The 17,726-nt window shown below is 44.5% G+C and carries 8 protein-coding genes; all 8 read left to right on the top strand.

Features of this window, described 5'->3' with window-relative positions:
* Positions 1-226: 226 nt before the first annotated feature.
* The 8 genes from J3P37_RS13195 (at position 227) to J3P37_RS13230 (ending at position 17,707) form a co-directional block, all read left to right on the top strand.
* On the top strand, positions 227-2,890 hold the full coding sequence (locus J3P37_RS13195) for a glycoside hydrolase family 2 protein (RefSeq protein WP_256011719.1): 2,664 nt from the start codon (positions 227-229) through the stop codon (positions 2,888-2,890).
* Positions 2,891-2,997: 107 nt separating this feature from the next.
* The gene (locus J3P37_RS13200; RefSeq protein ID WP_256011720.1) at positions 2,998-5,379 is read left to right on the top strand and encodes a hypothetical protein; all 2,382 of its coding nucleotides are present in this window, start codon (positions 2,998-3,000) and stop codon (positions 5,377-5,379) included.
* A 55-nt stretch (positions 5,380-5,434) separates the two neighbouring features.
* The gene (locus tag J3P37_RS13205) at positions 5,435-7,135 is read left to right on the top strand and encodes a right-handed parallel beta-helix repeat-containing protein (protein WP_256011721.1); all 1,701 of its coding nucleotides are present in this window, start codon (positions 5,435-5,437) and stop codon (positions 7,133-7,135) included.
* Positions 7,136-7,149: 14 nt separating this feature from the next.
* Positions 7,150-8,634, top strand: a complete 1,485-nt coding sequence (locus J3P37_RS13210) for a sulfatase family protein (protein WP_256011723.1) — start codon at positions 7,150-7,152, stop codon at positions 8,632-8,634.
* 41 nt (positions 8,635-8,675) lie between these two features.
* The gene (locus tag J3P37_RS13215; RefSeq protein ID WP_256011724.1) at positions 8,676-11,627 is read left to right on the top strand and encodes a T9SS type B sorting domain-containing protein; all 2,952 of its coding nucleotides are present in this window, start codon (positions 8,676-8,678) and stop codon (positions 11,625-11,627) included.
* The gene (locus J3P37_RS13220) at positions 11,624-12,493 is read left to right on the top strand and encodes a PorP/SprF family type IX secretion system membrane protein (RefSeq protein ID WP_256011725.1); all 870 of its coding nucleotides are present in this window, start codon (positions 11,624-11,626) and stop codon (positions 12,491-12,493) included. The genes J3P37_RS13215 and J3P37_RS13220 overlap by 4 nt, the downstream gene beginning before the upstream one ends.
* 223 nt (positions 12,494-12,716) lie before the next feature.
* The gene (locus tag J3P37_RS13225; RefSeq protein WP_256011726.1) at positions 12,717-15,881 is read left to right on the top strand and encodes a SusC/RagA family TonB-linked outer membrane protein; all 3,165 of its coding nucleotides are present in this window, start codon (positions 12,717-12,719) and stop codon (positions 15,879-15,881) included.
* A gap of 11 nt (positions 15,882-15,892) precedes the next feature.
* Positions 15,893-17,707, top strand: coding sequence for a RagB/SusD family nutrient uptake outer membrane protein (locus J3P37_RS13230; RefSeq protein WP_256011728.1), 1,815 nt, complete (start codon positions 15,893-15,895; stop codon positions 17,705-17,707).
* Positions 17,708-17,726 lie beyond the last annotated feature (19 nt).

The raw sequence follows: 17,726 nt of genomic DNA on the forward strand, positions 1-17,726 counted from the left end.
TTTTTGTTACAGGAGTAAACTTCGAAATGAAATTATCAATTTAACATTGCATTGCAGTAGCGACACTGCAGAATTCAGCATTTCGGGCATTAACAGACAGCGATAAACTGGTACCTAAGATGCCCGGAGGAAATACTGGTCGCAAACGATTATTAACCAATTAAAATACAAATCACTAAAGACAGGCCGTCATGGTATTGTCTGATCGGTAAATTAAATAGATCCAATGAAACAAACACACAATTCGTTTAAGTGGGCAAAGTTCCTTGCCCTGCTGATTTTTATGTCGAACAATTGCCTGGTTTTGGGGCAGGCAATGAAACGTACTCCCTTATTTTCCACTGCTGGTTTCTTCCCAATAAAGGACAGCCCGAGAAAGGTGTCTAATTTCAACCCTGGCTGGAGGTTTTATAAGGGCAGTCTTACAGATGCCTTTAAAGAAGGTTTTGACGATTCTTCCTGGCAAATTGTAGGCCTTCCTCACGGGCTTGAGATCCTGGGAGAAAATGCCAGCGGAATGCGTAATTACCAGGGACCGGCCTGGTATCGTAAAAAGTTCAAGGCACCAGCGAATCGTCAGGGGAAGAGCTTTGTGTATTTTGAAGGGGTGATGGGGAAGTCGACTGTATGGCTTAACGGAAAAAAGGTTGCCGAGCACTTTGGTGGTTACCTTCCTTTCACCATTGCCATAGACAATAGCAGTTTGCACGGTGACAGGGAAAACGTTATTGCCGTTCTCGCCGACAATTCAGATGACCCTACCTATCCTCCAGGAAAACCGCAAGACAATCTTGATTTTACGTACCTGGGAGGGGTGTACAGGGATGTATATTTTATAGAAACGGCTCCGGTTCATATAACATTCCCTGAATTGAGTTCTACTGTTGCAGGCGGTGGAGTATTTGTAGCTGTTAAGGATGTAAATGGCAAGAACGCCAGTCTCGAGATCCGCACAGAGATAAAGAACAGTAGTAACACTGCAAAGAACTTGACGGTGAGAACGGTTTTAGAAACTGCTGAAGGTAAAGAAGTAATGAAAAAACAGAGTGCCCTAAAGATAGGTGGCGGCGCTTCTTCTCAGGTAACTCAGGAAATGGAGCCCAAAAACGTTCATTTATGGCATCCTGACGATCCGTACTTGCATTTTGTAAAGACAGAAGTGCTTGAGAACGGCAAAGTTGTGGATAGCTATCGTACCCGCTTTGGAATCCGTTTATTCGAAATGAGAGGAGATCAGGGCTTTTTTGTAAATAAGAAATACATTGGGCACAAACTTTCCGGAGTAAACAGGCATCAGGATTATGCTTACGTAGGAAATGCCCTGCCGAATACGGGTCAATGGCGCGATGCAAAATTACTGAGAGAAGGAGGCTCCACCATCGTAAGGGCAGCACATTATCCATTAGACCCTGCGTTCATGGACGGATGTGATGAACTTGGTCTGCTGGTTACTTCGGCAAATCCAGGCTGGCAGTTTTATAATGATAAGGATCCTATTTTCCCTAAACGACTGGCGGAAGACACTCATGCCCTGGTTAGGAGAGATCGTAACCGCCCTGCTGTTGTCTTGTGGGAAACTGCGATAAATGAAACGCCATGGCAGCCTGCTTCTGTGATGAAAAACCTCCATGATATTGTGCATGCTGAATTTCCGTTCCCTGGAGCTTTTACGGCAGCCGATGTAGATGAAGCCAAGAAAGCAGGCTTCGACTTTTACTATCACGGTGGAATGGAAGAGGAAAAATGCTCCTTTACGAGAGAGTATGGAGATGGCGGAGAAGTAGACAACTTTTATTCTCAGAATGCCATTACCCGGGTGAAACGTGAATGGGGCGAGTTTGCGATGTTAAACCAGGCAATGGTGAGGGCGAAGGGTCTACAGGGAATTTATCCGACTCCTCCGAAGCGTATAGGAGCGGCTCTCTGGTGCGGTATAGATCATCAGCGCGGGTATCATCCAAGCCCGTTCTGGGGAGGGCTGCTGGATGTATACCGTATGCCCCGCTATTCCTATTATTTATTCAAAAGCCAGTACGATGCAGATTTCAAACTGCCAGGAATAGAAACCGGACCAATGGTGTACATTGCTCACGAGCTTAGTCAGGCATCTGATAAAGATGTGATTATCTTCAGTAACTGCGATGAAATACGCCTTACCTGGTTGGGTAAAGTGATCGGTACCGCAAAGCCGGACCCGTCGTTAAAAAGTGTGCCCCATGCGCCCTTCATCTTTAAAAACGTGTTCAATTTCCATGAGATCTCTTCCAAATGGAGGAACAGAACGCAGGACATTGAAATGATTGCAGAAGGTTTGATCGGAGGTAAGGTGGTGACCAGGCAGGTAAAAAGGTATGCAGAGCGGACTACTGCTGTACGCCTGGAAATAGATAGCGCGGGGATTGGTCTTTTTGCAGATGGGGGCGACTTTGTGCCTGTAAGAGCATCGATTGTAGACAATAAGGGCGTTGTGAAAGTGCTTGAGCCAGAGTTTATTCACTTTGAAGTAGAAGGCGAAGGTGAGATAATAGGAGGAGAGTTTAACCAGGCTAACCCTATGAAAACACAGTTCGGTACATCTACGGTGTTTATCAGGGCAACTACCAAGCCAGGTCAGATTAAGGTAAAAGCCTATGCTGAGGGATTAAAATCGGATGTCATAACTTTTAATTCTCGCCCATCACAGTTACCACTTTACTATAGTGAAAAAGCTGTAGCAATAGCACAGAACAATTCCTCTGGAAATAAGGCTGGCGGATCTGGCAAAACCTCTGGTCTTTCCGCTGAAAATTCTACCGTATCAGAACTGCAGGAGAAAATTAAACGCTTGCAACTCGAGATTACGAGCAGAGATCAGGACATTATGGAGCTTCGAAGCAAGGTACAGAAGTAAGTTAATGTCAAACCTAGTAGAAAAAACACATGAATAGACTTAGGGTACTCGGTTACGTTCTACTTTTCTGCTCTTGCAGCTCAAGCAGAACTAGCAGAATAAAGCAGATGCCGCAATATAGCGGCATCTACCCTCACCTTGCCTATTACAATAATGAAGGTGAATGCGGAACAGGAGCGGTTGTTCCCTGGGCTGGAAGTTTGTGGGTAGTGTCGTATGCTCCTCACAGTTATTTGGGATCCTCGGATAAACTCTACCAGATAACGCCAGATCTGAAGCAGATCATTCGTCAGGAAAGTATAGGGGGAACCCCGGCTAACAGAATGATCCATCCGGAAAGTCAGCAACTTTTTATAGGACCATATGCCATCGATAAAAATGCAAATATTAGGTCGCTGTCATATAATGCTGTCCCTGGCAGATATACCGGAATTACGAGGCACCTCAGTGATCCATTGTCCAAAGCCTACCTGGGCACTATGGAAGAGGGAATCTATGAACTGGATGTAAAGACGCTGGGTACAAAGACCCTGTTTCCAGACGAAAACAAATTCAGAGATCAGCAGAAGGCGTACGAAAGCATATTGCCAGGTACCCATGGCAAAGGTCTGTACTCGGGCCAGGGAGTTTTGATCTATTCGAACAATGGTGAATATGGAGATGATGCCAGGGAAAAATTTGATGTACCCTCGGGTGTACTTGCCGAATGGAATGGCAAAGACTGGAAAATCGTGAGGCGAAATCAGTTTGCAGAAATAACAGGTCCAGGTGGTATTGAAGGAAACAAAAATCCGGATACTGATCCTGTCTGGGCTACCGGGTGGGATCACAAATCTGTTTTACTGGGTGTGAGAGATAATAATCAATGGGCGTTTTTCCGATTACCTAAAGCAAGCCACAGCTATGATGGGGCACACGGATGGAATACCGAATGGCCTCGGATCAGAAATGTTGGAACCGCAAACAAACCTCATTACGTCATGACTATGCACGGACTTTTCTGGCATTTTCCGGGAGCTTTCTCTTCGCGGAATTCTGCGGGAATACGGCCAGGATCGGCGTATCTGAAGGTGTTCGGCGATTTTGCACGCTGGAACCAACAACTTGTTTTTGGAGCTGACGATGCAGCAAAGAAAGAGTTTTTAAACAGCCGCAAAGCAAAAGGAGAGATGCCGGGTCCCGGCCAGTCCAATTCAAATTTGTGGTTTACTTCGTTGAAGAGCTTGGACGAATTAGGGCCAAATACAGTAAATGGAGCGGTATGGTTGTCAGAACAGGTAGATGCCGGTCAGGCATCGGATGCTTATTTATTTGCCGGCTGGAAACACAGGGCAGCCTGGCTTTTAAACGAGGGCCCAAAAACGGTAACATTCACCTTCCAGGTAGATCGTAACGGTAAGGGCGACTGGCAGGAGCTGAAAAAAGAGCAGGTTGATCCAGGCAAGTCAATTAATATCAGCTTTGGTTCTTCAGAAAAAGGCGAATGGATCCGGGCAATTTCCAATGTATCAACAAAGGCAACGCTCCATTTTTCCTATACAGACGACAGTCGCTTTGCTGATGAGTCCGGTTCAATATTCAAAGGGACTAACCGTATAAAGGAAGAAAATTACCATGGAGGTTTGTTATACTCTCTTGGGGATAACAGAAGAGCTTTAGGAATACTGGCAGGTAATATATCAGATGGAAAGTTTTTTGAAACTGGTTACTACGAGCTAAGTGCGGATATGAAGCTTGAAAAAAAGCAAGATGCGCAAACTACATCTTTTATTCGTGAACGGCTTGCGATAAACCGATCTCCCGGAATAAGCATTGAGGAATCTTCTGTTTTAGTTATCGATAATAAGAATAGAAGATGGAGGCTCCCCCTGGGTGACAGCTCTTTTAATGCGCTTTACTCCAATAGCCTGGCAAGAGTTTGCCGGGAAGTTGTTACAGAGCGGGATCTGTTAAATATCCATGGTACATTTTATGAACTACCTGCAGAAAACGCCGACGGATTTGCGAAGATACGTCCGGTAAGCTCTCATCAGTTTACAATCCATGATTACGTTTCTTACCGGGGTTTACTGGTAATGAGTGGAATTTCTGCAAGTACAAAAGGAAATGAAAATATTATAGAATCTGCAGACGGGGAAGCAAAAGTATGGGCAGGAACAATAGATGACCTTTGGAAAATGGGCAAGCCGGTTGGAAGGGGAGGGCCGTGGATGGAAACCTCAGTTGAGCAGAATATTCCTTCTGACCCTTATCTTATCGGTTTTTACGATAGGAAAAGCCTTGAATTATCTCACGATTTGACCGAACCGGTTACTATTTCAATAGAGGTTGAACCTGTAGGACATGGTCCCTGGATGTTGTATAAAAAAATAGAAGTGAAGCCAGGCGAAACAAATACATACACTTTTCCAGATTCTTTTCAATCCAGATGGATACGCTTTTCATCTGATAAAAATTGTAAAGCCACTGCCTGGCTTAAGTATCAATAAAAAATAATTATTCAACACTAGAAAACGATTTATGACCAAGAGGTATAAAATGTTTTTGAGCAGTATTCTCTGCTCAATGTGGCTGTGTGCCGGTTACGCTAATGATAAAGTGGTGAACATTGCCGACTTTATGAAATACGTCAGGGAAGGAGATGACGTTACACCTGTCGTCACAGAGGCTTTGAAATATTGCCGTAAAGTACAGGCAAGCAAGCTGCTATTTCCCAAAGCGACCTATAATTTCAAAAAGGACTTTGCTGTCGAAAAATATCATTTCATAAGCAATAACGATGAGGGATTAAAGCGCTTTGTGTTCGACCTTAGCGGGATAAAGAACCTGGAGATTGACGGGCAGGGATCTCTATTCCTCTTAAATGGCTTTCTATCTCCTTTTCTGTTAGACAAGTCATCAAATATCACCTTCAGGAATTTTTCCATTGATTATTCGCGTACTTTTCATAGTGAAGGGAAGATCCTTAAAGTCGATAATAATGGCATAGACATTCAGTTCAGCAGCGGGTTTCCTTATAAAATAGATAACACCACACTGCTTTTTACGGATAAAGAAGGGACTGTATATCCCTGGAGCGATCTTCTCGAATTTGATCCCCAAAGGCGTGAAACTGCTTTTATGGCCAAAGATCTTTGGGTGGGATCGAAAGTCCCTGTAAAAGAAATATCTCCAGGCGTTGTTCGACTGAAATCACCTGATATAAAAGGTACAGTAGGCAATGTCATGGTATTTGCCGCCGGACATCGCCTCGTACCGGCCTTTAATATTTCTTCCAGTAATAATATCCGCTTTTTTGATGTGAACATTTATCACTGTGGCGGAATGGGCGTGATTGCCCAGAACAGCAGTAATATTTACCTGGATAAAGTTAAGGTAAGTCCAGCTCCGGGCTCGGGCCGGATTATAAGTATTACAGCAGATGCCACTCACTTTTCCAACTGTACCGGAAAGGTAGTACTCGAGAACTGCTTATTTGAAAACCAAAAAGACGATGCAAGCAATATTCACGGAATCTATAGCAGAATAACTCGTGTCATATCCCCGAATGAAATAGAAGTAAAGCTGGTACATCGACAGCAATTCGGGTTCGATTATCTCGAGGAAGGAATGGAGCTGGAGTTTGCAGACGGTCCCAGTATAAAGACCTACAGTAAAAATACTATAAAGTCCTTAGATCGAATAAATAAGGAATATACCCGGGTTACTCTGAGACAGCCGCTGGATCCGGCAACGAAGTCGGGTGATGTAATCGCAAGTATTAACGGCTACCCTGAAGTGCTTATCAGGAACTGTGTCATCAGGGGCAATCGTGCCAGGGGGATATTGCTGAACTCTCGCGGCACAACAATAGTGGAAAATAACGTTTTTCACGTTCCGGGGGCAGCCATATTATTTGAAGGAGACGCAAGCTTCTGGTACGAGCAGTCAGGCGTCAATAACGTAATTATCCGCAACAATACCTTCGACAATTGTAACTACGGCGTTTGGGGAACAGCCTGCATTGAAGTGGGATCAGGGATCGTAAAGGAATACAGGGCCAATAACAGCTATCATAAAAATATCGTCATCGAAAACAATGTGTTTAAAGTTTTCGATCCGCGGATCCTCAAAGCTTACAGCGTTGATGGATTGGTATTCAGGAGTAATAAAATTGAGAGAAGTAATGATTATAAGAGTCTGTATCCCAATGCGGAGCCTTTCGTTGTAGACGATTGTTCGGGTGTACAGATCGAGAATTTGTAATCCCCATTTGTATTATGATGAATAACTATAAGTTTTTATTAATGTTCCTAGGCTTTGTTCCGGTAGTTTTCCCGGTAAATGCCCAGGACAGACCCAATATTATTTTGATTTATGCCGATGATCTTGGCTATGGTGATGTGAGTTGCTATGGTGCTAAAGCAATACAAACACCTAATATTGATAAACTTGCAAAAACGGGTCGCCGCTTTACCAACGCACACAGTACTGCTTCAACTTGTACTCCATCCCGTTTTTCCCTGTTAACTGGTATTTATCCCTGGAGAAAAAGTGGTACCGGTATTGCCACGGGTGATGCTGCTTTATTGATACCTGTTTCTGGCCCTACACTACCTGGAGTTTTAAAGAATGCGGGATATAATACAGCTGTTGTTGGAAAATGGCATTTGGGTTTGGGTGATGGCACGGCAATACAATGGAATGCTGAAGTAAAGCCCGGACCGCGAGAGACAGGATTTAACTATAGTTTTATTCTGCCGGCAACTGGCGACAGGGTTCCCTGTGTGTACATGGAGAATGGCCGGGTGGTTAACCTGGATCCCACCGACCCTATTGCAGTAAGTTACCACTCCAAAGTAGGGGATGAGCCCACCGGTTATGAGCATCCTGAATTGCTTAAACTGAAGTATACAAAGGTTGATCATGACAAGACTATAATTAACGGCGTAAGCCGGATAGGCTACATGGCCGGTGGGAAAACGGCCAGATGGAAGGATGAGGACATGGCTAAAACGTTAGTTACAAAGGCCGATAGCTTTATCAGAGGAAATAGAAGTAAGCCCTTCTTTCTGTTCTTTTCAGCTCATGATATCCACGTTCCGCGACTACCTCATCGACAGTTCGCCGGTAGAAGCAGCATGGGCCCCCGCGGGGATGCTATTCTGCAGCTGGATTGGACCGTTGGTGAAATTGTAAAAACACTAAAACGCGAAAAGCAGCTGGAAAACACCATGATCATTTTCAGCAGTGATAACGGCCCTGTACTTGACGATGGCTATGATGACGGGGCCGATATTCTTGCCGGCAACCACTCTCCTTCAGGCCCCTTTAGAGGAGGGAAATTCGGCGAGTACCAGGGCGGAACAAGAATACCTTTCATAGTTTCCTGGCCCGGAAAAGTAAAACCGGGAGAGTCAGATGTGTTAATCAGTCAGTCGGATTTGCTTGCTTCATTTGCAGGTGCGGTCTCTGGAAGAAACAAGCAGTCAGAGCTTGCAGACAGTTTTAATATGTGGGATGCACTTATGGGAAACGGTCATGGTTCGAGAACCTCTCTGGTTACCCAGTCGTACGGTAACACGCTTTCTCTTATCTATCAAAACTGGAAGTACATAGAACGGCCGGCCGGAACGCCTCCGGAGTTATATAACCTGTCTGAAGATATTGCTGAAAAGCGTAATGTGTTTGCTCAGAATCCTGCAGTTCTGCAGCAACTGAAAGCTCTTCTTCAAGAAATCAAGAATGCTAATCATAAACATTGAAAATATAGAAATTAACATTTACAAAACCAATTATTAACCTTATGAAAAGAGTTCTTATGCTGGCAATCCTCACCGGAGGTTTGCTTCAACTTGTACTGCCCTGCATAGGCCAGGATGTAACTTCAAATCTTGAAGTTTGGTATAAATTCGACTACCAGACAGGCGATCCGGTAGTCTCAGATTATTCGGGAAACAACCGCGATCTTTCCCCTTACAGATCCGGCCAGGCCCAGCCTTTTAGCTCAAGTTTTCAGTGGGGAAATGAAGAAATAGGAGGTGTAATCAGACCTTATGTTTATTTCCCTCAGGGCCGGCAAACTGATTTTCTGTCTAATGCAGCTGGCAACACCTGGCTCGGTGTAGCCGGTTCGCAAGCCCGGACCTTCGCGGCCTGGGTAAAAATAGAGCCAGGATCGGATGATTTCACAGGCAGAACCTTATTTGCTTATGGTAATGAGAATCAGCCTGGGGGGCGGTTTGAAATTGCACTCAAGGGACACAGCATCGAGTTCGAAAATGCCGTGAATAACGCAGGTAACAGCTGGAGTAACAGGAGTGTGGCCACCTTGAACAATACCGATCATCCCCAGGGTCAGTGGTTTCACCTTGCTCTGGTATTTAATGGAACCGGGAACAGGAAAACAGGCTTAATACTGTACGTAAATGGCAAGCAGCTGCCGCTAACACCTGTGAGTGAATCTGCAGACCTTACTATTAACACTGTTACGCAGTATGGTCCCGAAATAGGGCTTTATATGTTAAAAATGGGGATAGCTGATATGCGATTTTATAATCGTGCCCTTACACTCGCCGACATCCGGGTACTTTGTCCGGTTAGTGTATCTCCTGAAGAGCAGTTTTCCATCAATACCTTACGAGACCTGATTATCAATGCCGCAAGCTCTGGAGCTTCGCAAGTGGTTATACCCAAAGGTACTTATAGGGGAACAACAAGCGGCGGTGTCTTTGTCTATCTTAACAATGCCTCAGACCTCGAAATAATAGCCGACAGTGTTATAATGCTTTGCGGAAAGCGAACAAGGGCTTTCGAACTGGTAAACTGCAAGAATGTGACCTTAAAGGGGCTGACAATTGATTATGAGCCGCTAACATTTACCCAGGGAGATGTTATAGCAACGGGTAGCGGTTATGTTGATGTGAAAATACATAGAGGTTATCCGCTTCAGCCTTATAGCAGAATTGATATAATTAATCCAGCAACGAGATTTCGTAAACGGGGCAGCGTTTTTGTATGGGAGGCAACAGCCGCATTTACATCCGATTCGGTTGTCCGCGTTTCGCAGCCTGATCTTCCGGGTCCTGCGGTAGTAGGCGATATGGCTTCTATGAGTGCTGGTCCGGTTGCCGGCGGAGTTGATCACGCCTTCGTTTTGAATAAGTGCAGGGGAGGGATCAAATTACTGAACGTTACGGTTAATGCAGCTCCTGGATTTGGCATCTTCGAAGCAGAAGGAGAGGGTGGAACTATATTAAATGGCTGTAAGGTTGTGCCTGGGCCGAAGCCGGCAGGAGCAACTGAAGCAAGATTGTTGTCTGCCTCATGGGACGCCATTCAGCATAAATTAACAAGGATAGGACCGGTAGTGGAAAACTGTACCGTACTCGATGCAGGGGATGATTCCTGGAGTGTTACCTGGGATGGGGAGTATACTCTGGGGACAGTTAGCGGAAACACTATTACCGTGAGCCCGAATACCCTTCAGGTTGGGGATACTATAAGGACCTCGCTTACTTCGGCCTATGCGGTGATTACAGCGAAAACGAATGGAAGCCTTGAGCTCGACCGTAGTTCGCCGTGGCCGGCAGGCACTCGCTTTTATTCACCTAACCGCCGCTGCGAGAATTTTATTCTGAAAAACAACTACATTCACAGCTCCGGACGCGTTCTGGTAAAGGCGGGCAATGGCTTGATAGAAAATAATACATTTGACAATACCCATAGTGGAGTAACAGTAAACACTGAGGTTGGGCCTGGTGCAGCGGCAATAAGCAATTTGATCATCCGCAATAACATAATTAATGGAACCGGGCACTTCATGCCGGCTCCCTGGAGTAATCAGGCCGGTGCCATTTCGATAACTGATGGCAGTAACGGCTTGTTATCGCAAGCAGGTGTTTTTGATAATATCAGGATTGAGAACAACACATTTTCTGATGTTTCCGGTTCCAATATCGTTATCAGTTCTGCCAGTAATGTGCTGATTAAAGAGAATAAATTTTTGACTACGGGGATTTCTACCCCTAATAGCAGCGGAGCTTATTACAATATCAACCAAAATACTGTGGTGTTTTTGAAAAACCTCAACAACGTAACGCTGGATAGTAATGAAGTTATAGTGCAGGGACTAAGCACCTTGTTGGATACCGCGAAAGTACAGAACTTCACCAAGCTTAGAAAAGGGATTTTTATTCGGGCAGACGAGGTTCTTGCTTTAACGGGGATGATTACCTCACCAGCAAGCCATACGGAACATACTGCAGGTTCGCTTATCAGGATATCGGCAGAATTTTCGGGAGATACAAAAGTGTCAAGAGTGGAATTTTATCGTGGTGCAACTAAGCTGGGAGAAGTTAAAAGCCCCCCGTACTCGTATCTATGGTCCGATGCAGGGGAAGGATACCATGCAATAACTGCAAAAGCATTCGGTACGGACAATACAGTTACAAGCACAAATGAGGTGTTGATTTTCGTAAGACAGTCTACTATCGAAAAGGCACTTCGGGCAAGGAACCTTATTTCTCCGAATGGAGACGGAAGGAATGATTACTGGGAGATTGAGAATATCGAACAACGGCCGGAAGCAGAGGTAAGTGTTTATGATAAAAAGGGCAGGGAACTATACAAAAGATCAAGATTTACTCACTGGGACGGCTATTATATGGGCGCTCCCGTTCTCCCGGGCGTCTATTTTTATTCAATACGTGAAAAAAACAAGATAGTTAAATCAGGAACCATAACTGTAGTACAATGATGACTATGAAAGCTGCTGCCTTAATTTTATGTCTGCTTTCCGGTTTTCAGACATTAGGTCAGGGATTGCCCGTTTATAACCATTTTTATCTGAACAGGTTTTTGTATAACCCGGCGTTCGCTGCTAGTCCGGGAGGAATCACCCTCTCAGCACTAAGCCGGGTGCAATGGGTTAATTCGTCCAGTTCAGTCTCTAACTCTGTTCTGACCGCGCAGGTGCCGGCAGGTGAGAAAGTAGGTTTGGCGCTGATAGCTTCTAATGATCAGCAGGGGGTTCTAAGCAGCGTCTCTGCATGCATGGCGTTCAGCTACAAAGTAAGGCTGACCGGGAACCAGAATTTACGGTTCGGATTATCTGCCGGCGGTCACAAGAGAAGTATTGACAACGAGGAATTGGACGTAACACACTATGATGATTTATCCATTGCAACGATCGAAAATAGCAGTATAGAGATGATTGGCAGCTTCGGAGCCGCCTATGAAAATGCCGGTTTCACCCTGGGTTTTTCTTTGCCAGGTCTTGATCTGTCATCGCGCGAAGGCAACGGGGCGAAGATGTTTAAAAACTATCTCCTCTCGGCCGGATTTAAAACAAAGTCTCAAATCAGCCTCGAACCCCAGCTTGTATTTGTGTCGGAGGCTGGGGTTACAAACAGGCTTGAAGGTATGGTGACCTGTTTTTTCAACGATGCGGTTTGGGCGGGTGGAATTTACAGAATTGACTATGGGCATGCACTTTACGGAGGGCTAAATGTGGGGAAGTCCTTGAAGATAGGCTATGCTTTCGAAACGGGCGAAGCAAGTGTTGCCCGAAGTTTTAATTCTACACATGAATTTCTGATCGCCTATAAATTCAAAAAGCGGTAGAAGGCAATGAATGTTACAAGATTATTACTTTTTGTTACGTCAGCTGATACAATCGCCCTCTTTTGATGCTAAAATTGTCTTGTAAAACCAGCATAAACAACCAATTTTAAAAGTATAAATATGCGATCGAATTTTTGCAACTAAACCTCAACTACGCAGTGCAAAAAAGAGTGTACTGCTTTAATTAACCAAATTAACCAATTTTAAAACTTATTATCAGACGATGGATGTAAAATTCAGCGGGAGACGGCTGCAGGAGCACCGGCTATGCAAGAGGAAGCTTATCGTTAATTTAACGCTAATGCTTATTATGATGGGGTACTGTCCCGTTTTCGGAGAGAGTTTATCAAAAGAAGTTTATGTCAAAACATTAAAAGCTGCCATTGAAATAGTCAGGGGAAAGGTTACTGATGACAAGGGAGAACCTTTGCCAGGCGTAGCAGTTAAACTAAAGGGGGCATCGGTAAGTACTGTAACTGACGCAAATGGCGACTTTGCCATTAAGTTAGACAATTTATCAGGAACCCTGGTTTTTATGTTTATCGGCTTCTCTTCTCAGGAAGTTGACATTAATGGCAGGACAACTGTTAATGTGAAACTTAAAGAATCGACCAAAGATCTCCAGGAGGTGGTCGTGGTGGCCTATGGAACTCAGAAAAAAGGAAGTGTTGTTGGTGCTATTTCAACCGTAAAACCTGCTGATTTAAAGGTAGCGGCACCGAGGTCACTAACCAATGCGATTGCGGGAAAAGTGGCAGGTGTAATCTCTGTTCAGCGAAGCGGAGAGCCAGGAAAGGATGATGCTCAGTTTTGGATCAGGGGAATCAGCACGTTTGGAGCCGGTAAAGAGCCACTGGTGCTTGTCGACGGGATTGAAAGACCAATGAATAATGTTGAGCCAGAAGATATAGAAAGCTTCTCTGTTCTTAAAGATGCTTCTGCAACTGCTGTTTATGGGATCCGGGGTGCTAATGGAGTAGTTCTCGTCACGACAAGGCGAGGAAAACAGGCAAAACCTGCCTTAAACTTTAAGTATGAAAAAGGGATGTTAAATGCAACATCTAAGCCGAAATTTGTAGATGCTCCAACATATCTTCAGCTACTTAATGAAGCGAACCTTGCAACAAATCCTAACTATGTTACTCCATACACCCCCGGTGTAATAGAAAAGTACCGTTCAGGAGAAGACCCTCATCTATATCCGAACGTTGATTGGATGGGAATGATGATGAAAGACTTCTCCGATAACCAACGTGCTACGATGAACGTAAGTGGTGGGTCAGAAAAAGCAAAGTACTACATATCGGGCAGTTATTATGATGAGTCGGGTATATGGAGTACAGACGCTTTGAAAAGCTACAATTCACAAAGTAAGCTCCAAAGGATAAATTTTAGGTCGAACACCGATCTTGCTCTGCGAAAGGATCTTGAGTTGAGTCTCGGATTGGGGGGATATCTCATGTTAACCAATTATCCTGGTGATGGGAATAGTGGCGCTGTTTGGTACAATATGATGCTGGCTACTCCTGCAAAATATGCTCCCACCGCTCCCGATCCGGAAGATCCAAGGAGGCTGGTTTATCTTAATAGCGGCGGATCAGGAAATATCAATCCTTATCAAAGTTTAGTAGATAAAGGGTTTTCAAACCAGTGGACCAATACTCTTCAGACAGATCTTACCTTAAATTATGATGGAGCAGTCATTACAAAAGGGCTCAAATCATCCATAAAGTTTTCATATGATGCTTATTCTCACAATAAAATCCTGAGATCAAGAAGTGGAGATACATGGGCCATCACCCCCCCTGGCAGAGACCCCGTTACAGGAAATCTTATTCTGCAAAAAACCTACACCGGATCTCAAGATCTGGGATATACCAAATCAGCTGGCGGAGATCGAAGAATCTATTTTCAGGGGAGCGTTAATTATGACAGACAATTTGGAGATCACACTATAGGTGGTATGGTTCTTTATAACCAACAGGACTATCAAAACGCAGATGCTGCGAATTCCATTGATGCTCTCCCCTTTCGGTTTATGGGGGTAGTAGGCCGTGTCACATATAGTTATAAAAATAGATATTTTATTGAATCTAGTGGCGGATATAATGGCTCTGAGAACTTTGCTAAAGGGCATCGCTTCGGATTGTTTCCATCAATTAGCGCAGGATGGACTGCCTCTGAGGAGCCGTTTTTTAAGAACCTGGTTAATCCAGGAATTCTCAGTTATTTGAAATTTCGAGGCTCGTATGGATTAAAAGGTAACGATCGGCTCGGAGGACGGCGTTTTGCTTACCTCACCACAGTGGGCGGAGGATTCGGACAATATATGCTGGGAGCGGATGTAAATAATGGCTGGGGAACAGTAGGCGAGGATCAGTGGGGAGCAGACTTGACCTGGGAAAAGGAAAGGGAGTTGAATATAGGAATGGAATCCAATTTTCTTAACGGATTTAGCCTTCAAGCCGATTTCTTTACCCGCCATCGCGAAGGTATTTTCCTTCAGAGGAACTCTATGCCGATGATCACTGGTATGAAAAACAGGCCCTGGGGAAATATTGGCGAATTTAAGAACAGAGGTTTCGAAACAACTTTAGAGTATTCACGGAAGGTCGGTGAAGCAAATGTTTCGTTACGTGGAAATTACACATTCGCAAGGAACAATCTGGTAGATAATGACGAACCGGATTTCGTTTACACGTATCAAAACACCAAGGGCAAGAGATTGAACCAGCCGTTTGGTCTGATAGCAGAGGGATTATTTCAGTCAGCGGAAGAGATTGGCAGTTCACCCAAGCAAACATTCGGAACTGTGCGGGTTGGAGACATAAAATATAGAGATGTAAATGGGGATGGCGTAGTTAATACCTATGACGAAGTAGCTATCGGAAATCCTGATATTCCGGAGATAGTGTATGGATTTGGAACTTCAATAAGTTTTAAGGGATTTGATTTATCGGCCTTCTTTCAGGGAGCTGCGAATATGGATTTTATGCTCGGAGGAGATGGTTTCTTTCCGTTTACCCGTGGCGAAACTCAGGGGAATGTTCCTTACTGGGCAACGGACCGGTGGACTCCTGAAAATCCAAGTCAGAATGTACTGTTTCCAAGGTTGAGTTCAGGTTCCAATCCAAATAACTATAGAAATTCCACATGGTGGCAAAGAGAAGCCGACTATCTACGGCTTAGGACAGCTGAATTTGGATACACTTTGCCAAAAAAGTTGTTGGAAAAGGTCAGAGTTAAAACTTTTAGAGTTTATGCAGCGGGCTTTAATCTATACACCTTTAGTAGTTTCAAATTCTGGGATCCGGAGTTAGGTAATGGAAATGGCGCCGCTTATCCCTTACAGCGTTCCTTTATTCTGGGAGCGAATATCAACTTTTAATAATTGAAATTATGAAGATCGTAACGATAAAACATAAACTACTTGTATTTCTGGCAGTCCTGATGTTTTCCTCCTGTGAGAAGTTCCTGGACAAACAGCCAGACGATATGCTCTCGATGGATGAGGTGTTTGCTTCCAGGGCGCAGAGCCAGGCTTACCTTAGCAGTGTATATTCTTTTATACCTGACATCCTGGCCATGCAAAATAATTATAACACGCTCGGTATGTGCGACGAGGGCGATTTTATTTGGGCAGCCTCTTGGGCCGGTCAAATAAATAATGGCAACTGGAATGCAACAAGCGGATACTATGACAAGTGGGACAGCTTTTACAAGGGAATTCGCTCTGCTTCCGTCTTTATTAGCCGGATTGATGAAAATGATGACCCGACTTTGGCTGCCCCGGTGAAAGCAAGTTGGAAACAGGAAGCACGTGCCTTGCGGGCTATCTACTATTTCTTTCTAGTCCGCCAATACGGACCAGTGATCCTGCTGCCCGACCCGACAGACGTAAACGCTTCAAATCAAGCATTGCAGATACCCAGGAACTCCTTTGAAGAATGTATGGATTATATTCTTTCTGAGTTTGACTTAGTTTTAAGCAGTGCTGATCTGCCCGATCAGTTTGTGAATCCTGCGGATAAAGGCCGGATCGATAAGCGCACAGTGATGGCATTTAAATCACGAGCTTTGCTATTGGCAGCAAGTCCGCTTTGGAATGGTAATCCAGACTTTGCTAATTTCAAAAACCCTGATGGAAAACAGCTGGTAAGCACGTCTTATGACCATGCCAGATGGCAAAAAGCAGCGGATGCAGCTAAAGCGCTCATAGATAATATGCCCGAGGGTTTATACAAAAAAACGCCTGCAGGAGCGTCAGAGTTCGATCCGTACCTGTCTTACCGGGATGTATTCCTGGATCGATGGAATAAGGAAGTTATTTATGCTCGTCCTCAAATGGGTTCCTTTCAGGCCGATATTGGTTGGGAACGTCATTGCGCTCCTCGCTTTGTAAACGGCTGGAATGGGGTGGGCGTTGCCCAGCAAATGATCGACTCTTACTTCATGTCAAATGGTAAAAGTATTGGTGAAGACGGATCTGGTTATACTGAGAGTGGTTTTTCTGCGGCTGCAGGTAAATATACTAAACCAAATACTTTTAACATGTATGTAAATCGGGAACCCCGGTTTTACGCCTCAATCATCTACAATGGTGCAGACTGGATCTATAAGCGAGACGGTAATCCAGCCAGAACAGTAGAGTTGCATTTCGAAGGGAATTGTGGTAAAAAAGGATCTCACGATCATTCTGCTACAGGCTATTTAGTTTGTAAGAATATTAGCCCTAACTCAGACCTTGAACAGTGGAAGGGGGAGTTACGCTCCCTGGTCATGATTCGTCTGGCCGAGATTTATTTGAACTATGCAGAAGCTCTTAACGAAGCAAAGGATGATCAGGCTTCAAGAGACGAAGCTGCAATTTATATTAATAAGATCCGGGAACGTGCAGGAATTCCAGCGCTTACCTCGGAAAAAATCAGTACCAGAAATTCTATGCGAGAAGCTATACATGCGGAACGACGTGTGGAGCTCGCCTTTGAAGGGTTCCGCGCCTGGGATACACGAAGATGGAAAATTGCTGAACAAACGGACGGGGCACCGTTGATGGGAATGAACGTGGATGCAGGTAAAACTCTTACAGATCCTGCTTTCTACAAAAGGACAGTAATAGAAAGAAGGACGTTTCCTAAGCATTATTATCTGTGGCCAATCCCGCAGTACGATATTGTGAGAAATAAAGCTTGTGTACAAAATCCAGGCTGGTAATTTAAATCTAATTTAAAGA

It is taken from the genome of Desertivirga xinjiangensis (assembly GCF_024436435.1).
Classification (GTDB): domain Bacteria; phylum Bacteroidota; class Bacteroidia; order Sphingobacteriales; family Sphingobacteriaceae; genus Desertivirga; species Desertivirga xinjiangensis.